This window comes from Shewanella sp. M-Br (assembly GCF_036245925.1).
GTDB classification, from domain to species: Bacteria; Pseudomonadota; Gammaproteobacteria; order Enterobacterales; family Shewanellaceae; genus Shewanella; species Shewanella oncorhynchi.
In genome coordinates this window covers 227,173-245,174 of record NZ_BJBV01000001.1, presented here as the reverse complement: position 1 = coordinate 245,174, position 18,002 = coordinate 227,173, and the positions used below count along the sequence as shown (strand labels likewise).

4 protein-coding genes are annotated in these 18,002 nt (G+C 50.1%); all 4 read right to left on the bottom strand.

Features of this window, described 5'->3' with window-relative positions; translation table 11 throughout:
* Nucleotides 1-20: 20 nt before the first annotated feature.
* Genes AAA952_RS01015 through AAA952_RS01000 form a run of 4 tightly spaced genes read right to left on the bottom strand, consistent with a single transcriptional unit; the run spans nt 21 to nt 17,390 of the window.
* A complete protein-coding gene (locus AAA952_RS01015; RefSeq protein ID WP_338253608.1) occupies nt 21-6,023 on the bottom strand; it encodes a hotdog fold thioesterase in 6,003 nt (2,000 codons plus the stop codon).
* Entirely contained in the window at nt 6,020-8,344 is a 2,325-nt protein-coding gene (locus AAA952_RS01010; RefSeq protein WP_338253606.1) for a PfaB family protein, read from the bottom strand. Before AAA952_RS01010 ends, AAA952_RS01015 begins: the two co-directional genes overlap by 4 nt.
* Nucleotides 8,341-16,524, bottom strand: a complete 8,184-nt coding sequence (locus AAA952_RS01005; protein WP_338253605.1) for a phosphopantetheine-binding protein — start codon at nt 16,522-16,524, stop codon at nt 8,341-8,343. The genes AAA952_RS01010 and AAA952_RS01005 overlap by 4 nt, the downstream gene beginning before the upstream one ends.
* A complete protein-coding gene (locus AAA952_RS01000; protein ID WP_338253603.1) occupies nt 16,521-17,390 on the bottom strand; it encodes a transcriptional regulator in 870 nt (289 codons plus the stop codon). Before AAA952_RS01000 ends, AAA952_RS01005 begins: the two co-directional genes overlap by 4 nt.
* Between the last annotated feature and the right edge of the window lie 612 nt (nt 17,391-18,002).

The window sequence follows — 18,002 nt, the reverse complement described above, 5'->3', positions numbered from 1 at the left end:
TTTCTAACAGCGTAAACTCGCTAGGCTTCTTCAATACAGATGGCGATATCTTTAACTTCATAAATCCGCAGACCATCTTTACTCAAGTTGGCATCGCCCATAATGATGCGTTTGCCATTGTCGTCTGTCATGCTGGTAATGTGCACATCCAGTGACATCTGCTTGTTTAATGGGTTAATTTGACCGCGATACTTCCATTTGATATCCGATAAAATCTGCCCGAATTTTGGATTGTTAAAGCCCGCGCCAAGGTCTTGGTCAATCGCATAGGTTTGCATCAGCTCGATAATGGCTTCAACCCCTAATGAGCCTGGCATCACAGGATCTTGATGGAAATGGAATTGGAAGAACCAATCACTCGGGTCAATCGTGCGCTCGGCGTATAAATAGCCAAGGCCCGCCTTACCGCCGGCTTTCACGATTTCAGCCTTGTCGATAAAGTTAAGTTGACCGCCCGCTAAACGGTAATGTGGTTGACCTTTTGGTGCATTAAAGCTGCGATGTTGTTTATCTAACAGATTGATTTGGCTATCGGCTACTATGCCATTTTGCACATGCCAAGGCTGAGTGATCTTGCCGTTGTCTATGCCTAACTGGTTTTTCAGCGCATCGCCCTTGAAGTAACCAAATACCGCTTTTCCTTGGTAGAAAGGCTCGCCATCGCAGCTTAATTCAAAACTGAAATTCTGAATGATGTTGCTGCCAGCGATCACAGTCGATAACAAACGTGAGTCGTTTACGATTGTCTTGCCGCGTAAATCCACATGGCGCAGCAGCTTACCGTTGCCGTCTAAGTTGCGGAAAAATAGCTCTTGGCCGGGGAAGCCCAAGGTGGTGCCCATATAACCTGAGATAAAACCGTTTGGCTGCAGTGATATTTCCATCAGCACAGAATAGGGCATCACGGCGTGATGGCTGTTTTTATCGTAATACCAAGCATTTGCAGGCACTTCGTATTCGGCGATACACGAAGAAGGCTTTTTCAGCTCGCCGCGTTTGCCTTCAATCGCAATGACGCGAGTCGTGAGCTGTAAATCACCGCAAGGCGTGCGCGGTGGAATAAGGCCGCGATAGATGCTGAAATCAGGGCCGAAGCAGTTTTCGATGTCGCCAGTGGCAAATTCGAACATGTGGTATGGCGTGAACGGCAGGGTATCGGGCACGCGGTTGGCGTACTTTGAATCCGCTGGCGCAATCGGCGCAGGTACATGCTTAAGCGGCACTACGCCTTTATTGGTTGGCGCAGTTAAATCAGGCAGCTGCGCCATTAGCGGCGCCGCTAAGGATGTTGGTGTTGTCGAAACAAGCGGCGCAGCCGAAACAGCATTTTTAGCTACATTTCTAGTCGTATTGTTAGCTGTGCTGTTGGCATTATCCGCGAGGTAGCGGGTGCATTCGGCTTCTTCTTTGATCATCACTCCAAGGTTTTGGAAATCCACGACCACTTTGCCATTGAGCAAAATATCGATATTCGCCTTAGCATACGGGCGCGGGCTCATACCTATTTCGGTGATTTCCATGCGATAGGTGAGCAGGCCAGATTGCGGCAAAACTTGACCGCGACAGCGCACTTTTTGTGACGCATTTTCGAGCGGTTGGAAACGACCGTTTTTGACGCCCCCTTCTTCTGTGCTGGCGTGCATACCAATATGCAGCATAAAGAATTGCAGTAATTGACCACAGCCTTCGGCCATTAATGATCCCGCCATCACTTGGTCGCCCTTGAAATGACACGGGAAATACCAATGATCGGCTTCGAGCTGCTTATGGCCTTCAACTGAACCTAAACCCCACGCACCGCCATGCACCTCAAGATTGCTGACCTGTTCAATCATCAGGAATTTTTCAGATGCAAAACATAAAGAGGGCTGCAAACCATATTGGGCTTGATGCGCCGCGTGTGCACCGCCAAAACAGCCACCGATATCCGCGCCGAGCAGTTTATGGATTTGGCTGTAATCAAATTGGTTTTGCGCGCAGTTCAGTAACGGATTAAAGCGCGGCTTATTCGGATTGTTCAAGGCAAGGTTGCGCGCTTTGATTTCGGCTTCGGTGTGAATAACGCCTTTGCCGTCGGCCAGTTCTTTATCGGTGAAGAAGCCGGCACAGCCGCCATCCATTTTAAGGATCAGCTTGTCACCCACGAAACATTCGTAGGAGAAGAAGAACAACAAGGTATCGCCATTGCGGGCAAAGTGATTGATGGAAATGTCGTAGCGCAGGGTGTCACCACCGCGCGGTAAGTCGCCAAGGAAGGTCAGGGTGCAATCGAGCAGGCGATAAACGCGCTCGCCCTTGTTTTCAAAATCGATACCTAAGTAGCTGATCAGCATCAAGTCGCATTGGCCCGATTCGACCGCCACGGCCCAAGGGATTTGGCCATCGACCAAATACGGCGCGTCCACAGGAATGTCGTATTCCGTGGTCATAGTGCAAGGCTGATATTGGTTCATCTGGGCGTTTAATTTAGTTACCCGAGATACCAGTAAATAGTCTGTGGTTGGCAGACGTACACGGCGCGAATAGCTGTCGATAATGGCGTAATCTTGGCCAAAGACGTTAGCGATATCGCCTTCGGCGTACTCGACTAAATCCGCATAATCCCAAATGCAAGGCTTGCTTATCGGTGTTGGCGGCGTGTACTCAGGCACTTTTGCATGATTGGGATAAAGCACAGGATGTGGAAGAACCGCTGTCGCAGATGCCAGAACTATGGCTTGCTGTTGTACTGGCGCAGCTTGGCCAATTGATGTCAGTTCGCCCTTAAGCTGGGCTTTCATCAAGGCATCGGCCAGTTTCAGTCCTTCAGCGCGACTTTGCAAAAAGGCTAAATGCGCCTCACGGGCGAGTTGCTGATTGCTTAAAAATGCCGCGTCTTTTAGCTCTGCTTGAGTGGCGTTTTTATTGGTGCTTAGGGCATTCATTGGCATGCTGCTTAATGTCTCTTTTTGTTGAGCCGTGGTTGGGCTGCTTGTTGCAAAGCGACTCGTGTCTTTGCTCGCTATTTGGGCCAAATGTTTGCGCTGGCTGCGCGCTGGCAATGCTGTCATGGCTTGGGCTTTTTGTTGTATAGCATCAAGGCCTGCGATCGGAGTATCTAGGATATGCTGATAGATATCGCGGCCACCGAGCGTTACTTGTTTTATTAAGTGTTTTTGCTCTGAAAGCGTTAAGTCTTGTTCAAGCCTTTGCTGCAAACTGTATGCTTGCGTGGCACTTTGGCTGAGCAGTAACTGCGAGCATTTACCTTGGCTAAACGTGGCAACGAGCGCGTGCTGCTGAGCTTGAGAAGAATGCTTGTTAAGTTGCGTTTGGTTTTTAAGCTGCACCTGATTTTTAAGCTGAAGCAGCGCGCTCAAAATACTCGCCATACCCGCAGCGGCAAAGTTGTGGCCAATGGTATCAGCAGCTTGGCTGCGCTGGTTCACACTCGGCAACAGGGTATTGAGTACCAGCTCTGGACGGCTGAGTTGCTCAACCGCAATACTGGTTTCAATCAAGTTAATCTGGCTGCTATTCACCTTGGCTTGGGTTAGCAAGTCATCGCAAATACGCGCTGTGTTGCTATTACCTTGTATGTCACAAATCGCGCCAAATACTTGGCCGCTGATGTGACCATAACTGTCGCCATAGCTGCTATTGGCATTAGCATTGTCAGCGGCATTACTTGGCTGGGCTGCACTTGATTGCGCTGTTGTGAGCACTAACGCGCCAGCACCTTCACCGACTTTCCAGCCTGCGTCAGTGGCAGTAAATGCCACTGGCGATACGGCGTTTTTAAGGATCACTTGCTCTAAACTGCCACTTAAATCGACGGCGGCGATCACTACGGCATCTAAGGACTCTTGGGACAACAGGTTTTCGGCCACATCGATACAGCGGGCGACCGATTGCTCCGCCGCTGAAATGGTAAAAGCTGGGCCGTTAAAGTCCCAAAGGGATGCGATACGTGACGCCATGATGTTGCCAATAAAACTGGTGTATTGGTTCAGTTTGGCGGCATCGAGCACACTGTCCATGGCGATCTTTTCAAGGGCGAGATACTCAGCTTGTGTGAGTGTTATCCCTTGTTTTTTAAGGCTGTCGGCCAGTTGAGTGTGTAGATTTACGCGGCCACGGAACTGGTGTAATTCCAGTTCAGTTTCCATCGCTACTAATACAGCAACCTTGCCACCGGGCTTTAAGTTGGCATCACGAATCGCTTCATCAGCCACTTTGATTAGCAGCAGTTGCTGGGAGATCAGGCGGTCATCTTCATTGGGCGGCACTTTAAAACGCAGAAAGTCAAAATCGAACTGGTCGATATACGCGCCCTGTGGTGCGGCTGCGAGGCCAGTTCCGCTTAAACCAAAGTTGGCCAGAATATCAGGGTGTTTGTCTAAGCCTTTCCAGCGTTTAGCGGGCAGCGGGATAAAGGCATGCTGCTTTGCGCTTATCGTGTTATCCAGTGCATTAATGGAGGATAAAGGCCCAAAGTGCGATGCTAAACCAATGATATTTAATGGCGTATGCTGGTAACTTACTGCGGCTTGTTCACTCTTTTTGTTTGTATTAGCAGCATAGGATTCCAGCAACAAATGCGCGTTACAGCCGCCAAAACCAAACACGGAAACACCGGCGTGGCGGCGGTCATTGCCGGCTTTATCTGGCCAAGCATGCAATTCAGTTGGCAGATTTTTTGCGCTAAACAAGCCCTTAGGCGAAGATATCGGCGCTGATAAGTTAATACTTGGCGGCAGTCGGCCCGAGCGCATGGCAAAAATCATCTTCATGATCCCCGGCATGCCTGCGGCGGTGAGTAAATGGCCTAAGTTGGATTTTGCTGAACCGATCAGCGGCACTGCAGAGCCAGCGAGTTTGTCCTCGAAGAAGCGCTCCATCGAGGCGAGTTCGACCTTATCCCCAAGCGGCGTGCCCGTGGCATGGCATTCAATCACTTCGATATTGGCAGGCTGTGTGTTTGCCGCACTATAGGCGCGCTCGAAGGCTTGCACTTGGCCCTTGCTGTTGGGGCTTAATACAAACTGGCCTTTACCGTCGTTCGATAAACCAATGCCGCTGACGACAGCATAGATGTTATCGCCATCGCGCTCGGCATCTTCTAAGCGTTTTAAAACTAAAACCCCAGCGCCTTCTCCGGCGAATAAGCCCTTGCTGTTACTATCAAAGGGCGCCGAAATACCGTGATCTGGATAGGCGTGAAAAATTGAGAATCCCATGTTGATAAAGAAGGGATCTGCGCCCGATACTGCGCCCGCAAGCATCATATCGGCCTTGCCAGTTGTTAGGTAATCGCAGGCGAGTTTGAGTGCGTAAACTGAGCTAGCACAGGCGGCGTCCAGGCTTAACTGAGTGCCGCCTAAACCGAGTGCATCGCTGACCAGCTTTGAGGCTGTGTGGGCAACGGCGCCATTGGCAACGTTTAATGCTTGCTCGACGTTTAATGCTTTGTCGGCGTGAGCTTGGTTAAAATCAGCCAGTTGAAAAGCGCTTTGGTTAAGTTTGTTTTGCAGCGCCTTTTCAACGGTTTGATGATACAGAGGCAAAAATAATTCGTTGGATCGGGCGGTCGGGAACGACAAGGTTCCCATCACGATACCTGTGTGCGCCAGTACGGCATCGCTTGGGGCAATCCCGGCGTCTTGAAGGGCTTTGCGACTGCAATCGAGTGCCCATAAAAAGCTTTCATCTAAACCGTCAAAGGCGGATTCAGGCAGTTGATAGCCCCTAGCATCAAACTCAAAGTGTTGAATGTAGCCACCTTTATCGCAGTAAAAGCGGTCAGATTGACCTTGCACACCTTGGTAATCGGCCGGATTAGCATTGAGCTTTTCGCGGCTAATTTGGGTGCGCGAGTCTTTTTTATCCAGCAGGTTTTGCCAGAAGGTTTGGGGATTATCGGCGTCAGGATACTGAGTCGCGAGGCCGACAATCGCAATTTTTGATGCGCTTTTTGATGCGCGGTTTGACGCAATGGTAGGCACGGTAGTTTTATCAATAGTAGGGGAATGCTGAGAACTCACAGGGGTTCTCCTTTTGGTGATACTGCTGATGATAAAGGGGCTTTGTTAGCACTTAATGGCTGGATGAGCGGCGCGAGCGAAAGGGGCACTCTGTGGCTTATTAGCTGAGCTAAACACTTGAGTAAGCTGGTAATCGCATCGGCACCCTTAGCATTGCAAGCAATGGCGGCTGTCGCCGCGTTCGCTGTGCTTTGGCTTGCATGGGCATGGCTGATTTTATCTATGAGTGTGCTGGTTTGCCTATCGGCGCCCACTTCGACAAACAGCCTTGCGCCTTGCTCAGTGGCATTTTGAATGAGCGCACTAAAGTCGAGTGGCGAACAAAAGGTATCGGCAATCGCGCGGCCAATGCTGTGACTATCCACTGCCACTGGCGCAGTTTGCGCTGCGCTGATAAAGCGAATAGACGAATCTTGCGCCGCCGCTTTCAGCGCCTTAGGTTTCAGTGCTTGAGTATAGAAATCTTGTACTTGCCCATGGACTAACATGGCAGGCGCGGTATGCATTGCTGTGACGCGATTGGCGGCAATCCCTCGCTTACCTAACGTGGCAAGCAGGGCTTTACAGCTTGTTTCGCAGCCTGCAATGACGCAGGTATCACCTTGGGTGATGGCTAAATAAGCACGAGGAAACTCTGGCAATAATGCCTTGATTTCATGGCTATCAGCGCGCACCACAAAGCTGTTCCACACTATGGCTTCATTATCCGCAAGCTGCCAGGCTCGGCGGACTGCGGTTAGCTCGCCAGAAATCGCATGGTTGAAAATATCGCTATTTTCAGTGGCGTTAATCATAGCGTGCGGTGTTTGCCACACATCTAGGCTGGCCCACATGGCCGCTTCGCCCATAGAGTAACCGAGCGCCATTTTAGGTTTAATATTAAAGACTTGGGTCAACAGTTTAGTGAATAGATAACTGGCCCCCACGCCACTAATCGCTTGCTGACTTAGGTTCATGCCAGCCGCGGTTTTAACATCTGCCGCATAAATCTGCGGTGATTGCAGCATGGCGCTTAAATCGCCTTCACGTTCTAACTGGTGATACAGCGCGGGGAAATACTCATGCAAGTTATTGAACATATTGGCATAAACAGTGCCAACGCCGGGATATACAAAGGTCAGTCCCGCATCCCCTAGCGGCTTAGCGGTAAAGCAGCTGCCCGCTGGGGTCTTAAAGGGTTGACCGTGATGACGCACCGCATCATTTTCAAGCGCTGCAAGCATGGCGTTGGCTTCAAGTTTAAGATCGTCAATCGATGCCGCCATTAAGACCAACGCCAGAGGCGCGTTGGCATCATAGCGTTCAAACCAAGGTTTGAGTTGCTCAGCGCGAAAGTCAGCGTGCAAGCCGGCGCCATTTTCCAGACTGTTAACTAGTTGCAATACTTGCGCTATGAGTGAATCACTATTGTCACCACTTATCGGCACAAACAGCCTATTTTCATCGACAAGAGCTTTGGGCGCGGCGAGTTGTGTGCCTTGGGTCAGCACTAGGCTTTGGCAAATATCTTGGCCTGAATCCAGCAAGGTATCTGCTGGGTTTGATCTTGTTGCCGCTAGATTCTTTGCTACAAGATTTAGACATAAAACCCGCGCTTGATGTTGGTCGCTAAACCAATAGCCAGTTTGATGATTGGTGTCGTTTGTCTGTTTTATATCTGTAGTGCCTTTAAGCGGCGCTTGTGTTCGCGCAGCGAGGGCGGTTACGCCTTGGCGCAGCGCAACAAAGGCCTCGTTGAGAGTGTTGGCGACAGTCTGATGTTGAACGGTTTGAGCTGGATTACGCTTTGCCGCCGCTAATGCAGCATTAGCAACCGCCGCTGCATTAGCAACACCTGTTGTCTCATTACCAGCGGCAAAGCCAGCAATAAACGCGTGGGCGTGAAGACGCAGTTTGGCGGCGCGTAAACCATCAAGCAAATACAGGGACTGAGTCAAAGGCTGGGGCAGATTGCCATCATTGAATTTAAGTTCAACGAGCTTGCCTTGCTCAATGGCTGTTGTTGCTTGGCCTAACAAGGCAGTGAGCGAGCTTTGCTCATACACTGACGGTTCATGCACTATCGGCTCATGTACTGTCGACTCGTGCAATGTCGGTTCATGTGCTGTCGATTGGTTGGCATCGGCAGCGCAAATTTGAACTCTTTCACGTTCCGCAAACGTCTCTAATACTTGGGCTGAGTGAGAGTCAAGATTGACCGCGTCGCCAAGCAACACTGCAATACGCAGTGGCTTGGCAAGCTTTTCAGTCATAGCCGTGTCAGCTATCGACGTTTCAGTTTGGCCGCTATGTAGCGTTGCTAAAGTGTGGGCTAAATTCACTCGACTTTTGCCTCCACGCTTTCAATGGCTTTATTAGCAACTTTATTAGCTAAGAATGCACCGTTAAGGTTTTTGCTGATGGTGACTTTGGCGTTGTTCATCTCGCAGCTTAAGCTGCCATCTTGATGATACAGCGCAATATTGGCTTCAAGGGCACGGCCAGAGTGTTTTACCACATCGAGCACTAGATGACCTGTATCGCCAAAGGCAAATGGCGCATGGGAAATAAACTCACCAATGCTTGATGGCAAACTCGCCGCGCCATATTTGAGTCTCGCCCATACCAGCATCGCCTGCAGCAGCAAATCTTCCGCAAAGGCTTGTGAGCCTTTAGGGGCCAGATTGGGCACAAAACTCCCGCAGTCCGCTAACGCAACATGGGGTAGGCTCACCTTGGCGACTAAGCTCGCATCGTCAAACTTCACCACCGACTCAATACCTTGCAGTCTTGGGCCGTGGAAAAGCGTGCCGTCGCTGTAAAGGCTGCTCGCGGTTGTGATGGCAGAAAGTCCTGCCAAACTGTGCGCGTCAAAAGCAGTTGCTTTGCTGTTAGTGGCTAAGTTATCACTTGCCGCGTCATCAACAGCATCATCAACGACTAGGATGGCCTGATATTGCGGACGACCTTCAAAGCTGATTAAGGCACTGAATTGTTCACTCAAGTACTCGTCAGTATCTTTCGCGGCTTTATCCGTTAACGCAATCGGTGCAAGTTCAAGTTCTAGCGTGATGGGGGCTGCACTTTCTAACACTCCATTTTGTAACACGGCAGTGTCGAAAATAATGCCCTTCAACAGCTTGTAGCTTTGCACTTTGACAGGCTGCTTGAGCACATCAAAGGCGGCTTCACGCATCCACTGAATCGCGCACACAGTCGGTAATACGGGATTACCATTAATGCAGTGATCTTCAATAAAGATCATTGCCTTAGTGTCCAGTGTGCGCTTTAGTTTTACAGCGTTAGGCAAAGCATGCGGACCCGACGCGTCAGTGGTCAGATCCGCTTCAGGCTTTTTTAGATTGCTACCTTGAGTTGCTTGCTCGTCACTTGGAACTGTGCCTTGCATATCAGTACCGACCAGCAATTGTGCGCCTGTGTTGCTCAGTAATTGGCTAGCAAATAACTCAGCGCCTGCCTTTAGCGGGATCACATAAACACCGCGATCCATAAACATCTTTTTCAGCGCAGGATTCACCATGCCGCCGTCCCACGGACCCCAATCGAAGCTCATCACTTTGGCGTTAGGCAGTTGCTGTGCCAGTTGCAGTGCGGCTTTGTTGAGAATGTCGTTGGACATAGCGTAATCGCTTTGGCCGGTATTGCCGTAAAAACCCGCCGCCGATGAGAACAGAGCAACCAGCTTTAACTTATCTAAATCCAGTGCGGCTAGCAGATTGCTAATGCCTGTGACCTTAGTGCCATACACCCGTGCTAACTCATCTAAGGTTTTGTCTTGGATGTGTTTATCGGCGAGTACGCCCGCACCATGGATGATGCCAGTAATAGGCGACAACTCGGTGATCGGCACTATCGTGCTGGCGATCGCATCGGGATTGTTAACATCGAGACTTAAGTACTCGGCGCTCGCGCCCACAGCGGTAAAGGCTTGCAGTGCGGCTGCAATTTCTAGGCTGCTTTGAACTGGCCATACTAAGGCATCCACTTGTTTTGGCGTGGGTTTCTCGCCCAAGCTTTGAATGTGGGCAATAGCTGCGGCTTTAAGTTCACTGTTATTCTTACCCTGTGCCCAAGCGGGAATGGCTTGTTGGCTGCTTCTGCCAGCAAGGATAAAGTGCGCCTTGCTGCGTTTGGCTAAACTTAGCGCACATTCAAAGGTCACGCCTTTTGCGCCACCGGTCACCAGTATTTTATCTGCACTCGTCAAGTTTGCCGCGCTGTGGCGGGTATCAGCCTTGCCAGCAACTAAGGTTACACGCTCAAGTGCTTGGGCTGCGCCTTGGTTAACACCGACTTCCAATACGTTATCGGTTGCAAAGAGCTCAGCGATCACAGCATTGGCCAGTTGCTTGGCATCAAGTGCTGGCGCGATATCTAAGGCGCGGCAATGCACGCTTGGCCACTCGTGGCTCAAGGTTTTCGTTAGACCTGCCAATGCTGCTTGGTTTAACTCGCTGCGGGCAATTTGGCTGTGGTTAAGATAACCAAAACCACCGTCGATACGACTGACGCTGATAAAACTACTACCAGTATTGGCGGTCGCTGCTGTTGTTAAAAACGGTTGTAAGTGCTTGGCGAACAAGAACGCTTGCTCGACGGATGCCTTGGCGGCACTGGACAACACTAAACCTTTCGCATCGGCTGAGGTTTTATGTTGTGGTTGCAGATGAATAAAGCCTGCAACCGTACTTAAGCTTTTGATCTCATTAATTACGGCACCAATGCTGGCATCGTCAATCGCCGCCAATGTGAAGCTGGCAATGTGGCTATTGAGCGGTGATGCACTGGCCACAAGGCTTTCAGGCGAGCGCACAACCACAACCGTTAGACCTTGAGCATGCAATTTTTCGGCAAGTACGCCAGCATTGTGGCCATCATCGCTAATGATAATGCAGGCATCTTTAGCAAAAACGCGTGGCAGGCCTTGTTGCGCTGATTGCTTTGACGATTGCTGTGGCGATAGTTGCGCTAGCTCAGCCGCCGCTGGCAACTTTTTTAGCACCACCTCACTGTGTGGCGGTAAATCGATAGTAGGTTCAGGCTGAACGACAGCGCTAACTGGCGCGGCATTCTGGCTTACCGCGTTTTGGCCTAGCTTGCTTTGCATATAGCTAACGATTTCACCTAAGGTGCGACACTCGGCCAGATCTTCAGGATTGAGTTCAGGCAAGCCCGGTAGCTCGTCTTGCACTGTGCCTAAAATTTCAACGCGCTTGATGGAATCTATGCCTAAATCGGCTTCCATATCCATGCTGAGTTCCAGCATTTCAGTGGGGTAGCCTGTCTTGTCGGCCACCACAGCCATCATGGTTTGTTGGACAAGTGCAGCACTTAAGCCATTATTTGTTGTAGTGGTAACAGTGACTTGCGCTGCTGTTGTAGCTGAAACCGAGCCAACCGCAGGTAGTTTGCTGTTCATGTAGTCAACGATTTCGCCTAGGGTACGACACTCGGCCAGATCTTCAGGATTCAGCTCAGGTAAGCCCGGCAGTTCGTCTTGCACTGTGCCTAAGATTTCAACGCGCTTGATGGAGTCGATACCTAGATCAGCTTCCATATCCATGCTCAGTTCCAGCATTTCAGTGGGGTAGCCTGTCTTGTCGGCCACCACAGCCATCATGGTTTGTTGCACTAACGCAGCGCTTAAACCGCTGGCGGCAGGCGCGGCAGTTGTCACATGAGTTGCTACGATAACTGATCCCGCAGTTGGCAGTTTGCTGTTCATATAGTCAACGATTTCACCCAAGGTGCGGCACTCGGCCAAATCTTCTGGGCTGAGCTCAGGTAAACCTGGCAGTTCGTCTTGCACTGTGCCTAGGATTTCAACGCGCTTAATTGAATCGATACCGAGATCGGCTTCCATATCCATGCTGAGCTCCAGCATTTCAGTGGGGTAGCCCGTCTTGTCGGCTACCACTGCCATCATCGTTTGTTGCACTAACGCAGCGCTTAAACCGCTGGCTGCAGGAGTTGTTGGCGCTGTTGTAGAAACGACAACTTGGTCAGCCGCTGGCAATTTGCTGTTCATGTAGTTAACGATTTCACCCAAGGTACGGCACTCAGCCAAATCTTCTGGGCTGAGCTCAGGTAAACTCGGCAGTTCGTCTTGTACTGTACCTAAGATTTCAACGCGCTTAATCGAATCGATACCTAGATCGGCTTCCATATCCATGCTGAGCTCCAGCATTTCAGTGGGATAGCCTGTCTTATCAGCCACCACAGCCATCATGGTTTGTTGTACTAACGCAGCGCTTAAACCGTTAACGGCAGGTGCGGCTGTTGCCACTTGAGTTGCAACATTTGCAGCAGTAATAGGCGCTACGATAATTGAACCCACTGCTGGAAGCTTGTCATTTTGTGTAAGCTTACTTTGCATGTAGTCAACGATTTCACCTAAGGTACGACACTCTGCCAGATCTTCTGGGCTGAGTTCAGGTAAGCCCGGCAGTTCGTCTTGCACTGTGCCTAGGATTTCAACGCGCTTAATCGAATCTATACCTAAATCGGCTTCCATATCCATGCCAAGTTCCAGCATTTCAGTGGGATAGCCTGTTTTATCGGCCACCACAGCCATCATGGTTTGTTGCACTAACGCTGCACTTAAGCCGCTCGTTACTGGTGCCACAGGTGTCACTTCTGGCATCACTACAGCAGGCATGACTAATGCAGGAGCGGCAGGCGCAACTTGTACAGTCACAGCAGGTGAATAAGCAACGGGAGCGGTTTGCACAACAGGCGCAACAGGTGTGTTAACCGCGGGTCTCGTCGCAACAGCTTGAGCCGCTACTGGTGCGGCATTGTGTGCCACTGTCGTTGCCGCAACAGGTGCTGGAGCCGGCGCAGCTGCTCGTGGCTGAGCAACCGCTGGGGTAAAGTTAATCGGCGCATTGTTTAACATCGCCAAGGCCGCTTGGCTGCTACTGCTTTGTAGCTGCATAAATTCGGCGTGGCTTTGCAGGGTTTGCGCTTGATGCTGGTGGAACATTTCCATTGAGCGTTGCAGGCTTTCTGGGATTGCAATGCCTTGGCTTGCCATCTTGGCTTGTTCTGTCATCAGTGTCGTGAAGGTATCGCCATATTGCTGCGGGATGGCTAAAAACTGTTGATGTAACTGCGCCGCTTGAGATTGTGCGCTGAAAAATGCGGTTAACGCATCGCTGCTGACGTTTGGTGTGCCTGGGTTTAACTGCGCCGCTTGAGATTGTGCGCTGAAAAATGCGGTTAACGCATCGCTGCTGACGTTTGGTGTGCCTGGGTTTAACTGCGCCGTCGCTTGCTGCTGATTGCTTAAGCCTTGCGCAACGCTTGGGGATGTTTGTTTCATTTCAACAGCTGCCACTTGATTCGCTTCCACTTCTATTATTTTCTCAACAACTTTTTCGACGATGACTTCTTTCTCAACAATTTTTTCGACTTCTTTTTCGACAACCGTTTCAACGATGCGATCCACATATTGCACTTGGCTAGTCACGCTGCCAGTGGCGAGGGATTTGGCCATCTTAGCTTTGGTCGCAGCACTAATGTGGTTAGTGGCGGTGAGTTTGATGTTCATTGCTGATGGCGCTTCACGCTCTGCAATCTCTTGAGACGTAATGGCTTGATAGGGGTCAACTTCAGTTAACGCCACACCGGCTACCGCGAGTTGCACTGCGGCTAAGCGTAATTGACTGTCACTGTCGCCCTTAGGATTCGGGTTCATGCTGACAAGGCAAAGCTCATTTAAGTGTTCGCCTAAGGTATTTTCAACTAACTTTTGCAATATGTTCTTAGGGCCAAACTCAACAAACACACGGGCGCCAACTTCATACATGGCCTGCAGTTGTTCGCTAAAGCGAACCGATTGCAGCATGTGTTGTTTAAATTCTGCTTTAATGGCTTTGCCATCGCTTGGGTGCAATTGACCCGTGCCGTTGGCATAAAGTGCGACTGAAGGTGCGCTGAATTTAGCTTTATCAATGGCTTTGGCAAATGGCTTTTGTGCGTGTCCAACCAATGGGGTATGGAACGCGCCTGAGACAGGCAGGGCAATCGCTTTAAAGCCCAGTTCGCTAATGGCTTTAGCGGCCAGCTGAGTTTGCTCTGTGCCACCTGCGATGACTAATTGCGTCGGCGCGTTGTAGTTGGCAATTTTAACGCCATCAAACTGGGCTAAACAGCGATTGAGCGCATCGATATCATTCTTTTGCTTAAGAATAATCGCAAACATCTTGCCTAAATCGACTTGAACGCCAGTATCATTTGGCGTTTGCGCCATGGCGTGTCCACGGGCGAAGGCCAGTTCGACGTAATCAACACTCGAAATCACACCTGCCGCGCAAAGGGCTGACAATTCACCAAAGCTATGGCCCGCCACCATATCGGGGGCAAAACCTGCTTGAGTTAATAGCGAATATTGCGCCATTGAAACCGCACCTATGGCGCTTTGGGCGAACATAGTATTGGTCAGCGCCGCTTCTTGGGCTTTAACCGCATCGGCATCGAATGCCGGAATAGGGTAGAGGATATTGGATAACGGAGTTTGACCGTGGTGAGCAAATACTTTATCGCTGGCCATCACTTGCTGGCGCATTTCTGGGAAATGGCAGGCGAGTTCGCGGCCCATGTTGAGGTACTGTGAACCTTGACCAGCAAACAGGGCGGCTACTTTCTTTGATTCATCTTTAGCAACTAAAGCTTTTGCGCGGTAGCTGATCCCAGAAGGTAACTGCCACGCCTCGCTTGCATTGCTTTCTAGGTGCCCGCTTTCTAAATGCGCACTGCTTTCTAGATGAGAGATGGCTTGATTTAACTGAGCTTGCAGCTGTGCGATATCCTTAGCCACAAAACCTAAACGGGCATCTGCGTCTGCCAGCGGGCGCAGCGGATATTGCTGAGCGATAGCGTTCAGGCTCGCAGCGCTGCTCTTATTCGCTTTCGTGTTCACGCTTTGGCTCAGCGCAGCTTTTAACTCGCTAAGCAGCGCGGCTTTATTGGCTGCGGCAAACAATAGTGTCTGCGGCACACTGCGCTGACGATATTGCTCGTCACGGCTGTGCTCAGGTTTGTATTCTTCTAATACGAGATGGAAGTTGGTGCCGCCAAAACCAAAGGAGCTCACGCCTGCACGGCGCGGCGTTGCATCGGCGCGCTGGAACCATGGGCGAGTTTCGGTATTTAAATAGAATGGCGAGCTTTCAATATTCAGTTTTGGATTAGGCTTGCTGACGTTAATGGTCGCAGGCAATACCTTGTGGTGCAGTGCCAGCGCGGCTTTTATCACCCCGGCAGTACCTGCGGTGGATTTTGTGTGGCCCACTTGGGATTTCACTGAACCTAACGCGATATGTTGATTGGTGTCGTTGCCTTGGGCAAATACCGATTTTAAGCCATTAAATTCAGCCACATCACCTGCGGCAGTGCCCGTGCCATGGGCTTCAACTAAGCCAATGCTGTGCGGGGCAAAACCGGCATCGTCGTAAGCGCGCTCCAATGCTTTAGCTTGGCCTTCAGGGCGCGGCGCATAAATACTCTTAAATTTACCGTCCGATGAGGCGCCAACGCCTTTGATGACGGCATAAATCCGGTCGCCATCGCGTTCGGCATCTTCAAGGCGCTTAAGCGCTACCATGCCGATACCTTCGCCGATCATCATACCTTTTGAATCGATATCAAAGGGTTGAATGGTTTCATTGGTAGTGAAGGCAGGCGTTTTTGAGAAGCTCATGTACATGGACGGCGAGTTGTCGGTACAGACACCGCCGGTTAACATCATGTCGCTGCGACCTTCGGTCAGTTCAGTCAACGCCATACGCATAGCGGCAAGCGAGCCCGCGCAGGCAGCATCGACCACACAGTTCATGCCGCCAAAATCAAACCGGTTGGCTATACGGCCTGCAATCACGTTGCCGAGCGATCCAGGGAAAGAGTTTTCTTCCCAGTGGATATATTGGTCTTGGAACTTTTTGATCAGCATTTCGCTGTCTTCATCGCTCAGGCCGCTGCTTTTGAATACTTTTTTAAGCACTGGATATTGCAGGCGCGAGTTTAAGCTCTGACTGATTTTTTGACCACCGCCCACGCCTAGCGTGATGCCGATACGATCGCGATCGTAATCGGTGGGCAGATTGGCATCGGCAAGCACTTCTTTGGCGACAATCAGCGACAGCAGTTGTGAGGTATCTGTCAGCTCTAAAATATTGGGCGGTAGACCGAACTCCATGGGATTAAAGACGACTTCAGGCAAAAAACCACCGCGTTTACAGTAGCTTTTATCGGCTTTGCTTTTGTCTGCATCGTAGTAATCTTCGGCGCGCCAATGGGTGTCTGGGATGTCAGTAATGGCATCGATTTTTTCGCTGATCAAATCCCAAAATTTATTTAAATAACGCGAGTTGGCGAAGATACTGGCCATGCCGACGATGGCAACGGGCATATCTTTTAAACGTTTGTTGAGTCGTTTATCTTTTTTTGACTCTTTCGTAGAATCAGTTGCTGAATTAGGTACAGAAGGGGTATGGCTCATAAAGAGTCTCCACGGGTCGACCTAGATACGGTGACCTTGTTTTGGGATTCAGCCGCGCTTGTCTTTGGCGTGCCATGGGCACCGGGAAAACGGGCTAAGAAGGTGTGATAGTTGCGAACGAGCAACTTTCGTAAATGAAACGGCCCATGTTTGAGGACATAGGCGATATATCTATTGGTCGCTTGGGTATTGCTGTCTTGATAAATATCGAGGTAAATCCAATCACTTGCTGTGTCTACGCCTAATAGTACTGAGCTTGGAGCTTGCTCAGTGAGCTGCGGCGGTATGGTGAGAGAGACCACTTGCACCACAGTATTGCCGTCGGTACTCGGCAATGCGAGCGCCTTAGCCAAGGTTTCTGGATTGACCGTATAGGTTTGGATATCGCTGCCTTGCGTCACAGGCAATTGATTAAAATAGCGTTCGGGGACTTGCGGTGCTTCAAATTCATCGAGCCGCGATATGCCATAGCGCTTTAAGCAACGGGCAAGGCCGGAGCGCGACACATTGGGATTAATAAAGGTTTGGGTGACGTTGAGCAATCTATCTAAGGTGAGTTTGAGTTGATAGCGTAATCCCACCACCACATATTCTTCCATCGGCGTGAGCGTGGTATTGAGGTGATGGGGCGTGTTCGAACTGTTACTAATGGACTCACGCTTCCGCCATTTGCGGACTGTTGCCTCAGTAATATTTAAAATTTTTGCCAGCTGGCTGACGCTCAGATCCGATTGCTGGATAAAGAGTCGCATTTCAGGCGTGGTGGTGGCGTTGCGATGCCGAGGTGCGCTGTCTTTTTTCGCCGCTTGAGTCGTGCTCTTGGGGGCGTAAGACGGCGCTTTAGATTGAGAGTCGCGAGCTGCCATTAATAATAATTATCATCCGACATAATCTATTGGGACTGAGAAGCCATTTTGGCTGAGTCAGCTGTGGCACTCTTGACGAACATAGTGACACTTATCGTAAAACCTGTACTTATCATCTGCATCACTTAATGGGGATGCAGATTACCTGAGGTTTCGGGTCGATACAATCATCTGGGACTGGAATTTATTGGCTTTCGTTGAGTAATGGTATTTTCTGTGCGTTATGTTGGGTTTTTACTGACCGCTTGGGCTTTTTAATACTTTGATGGTGGAAGAGTTAAATTTTTAGGATCGATAAAGGCCGCTTTTTTGAGTTCGCGGGGTAAAATAGCCCAATATTGGCTTACGTCCCTTTCGTCATGAATGAGACTGTGCGGCTAAACCTATTAATTTGGGCGCAAAACCTTGGCGCAATTGCAGCAAAAATTTGCGGCTAGGATGGCGTTTAGAGTCGTTCTAAGAATTGCTCTTATTAGAGTGTGGCTAAGAATTGAAATAGGGCTTAGTTGAAACTATTTAAGATGCATAATGAACTCAAATAATGATGAACCCAGATAAGAATGTTGCTAAGTGCTCTCCCAAAAGCCAGACAATGATAATCATCAGCCGCAA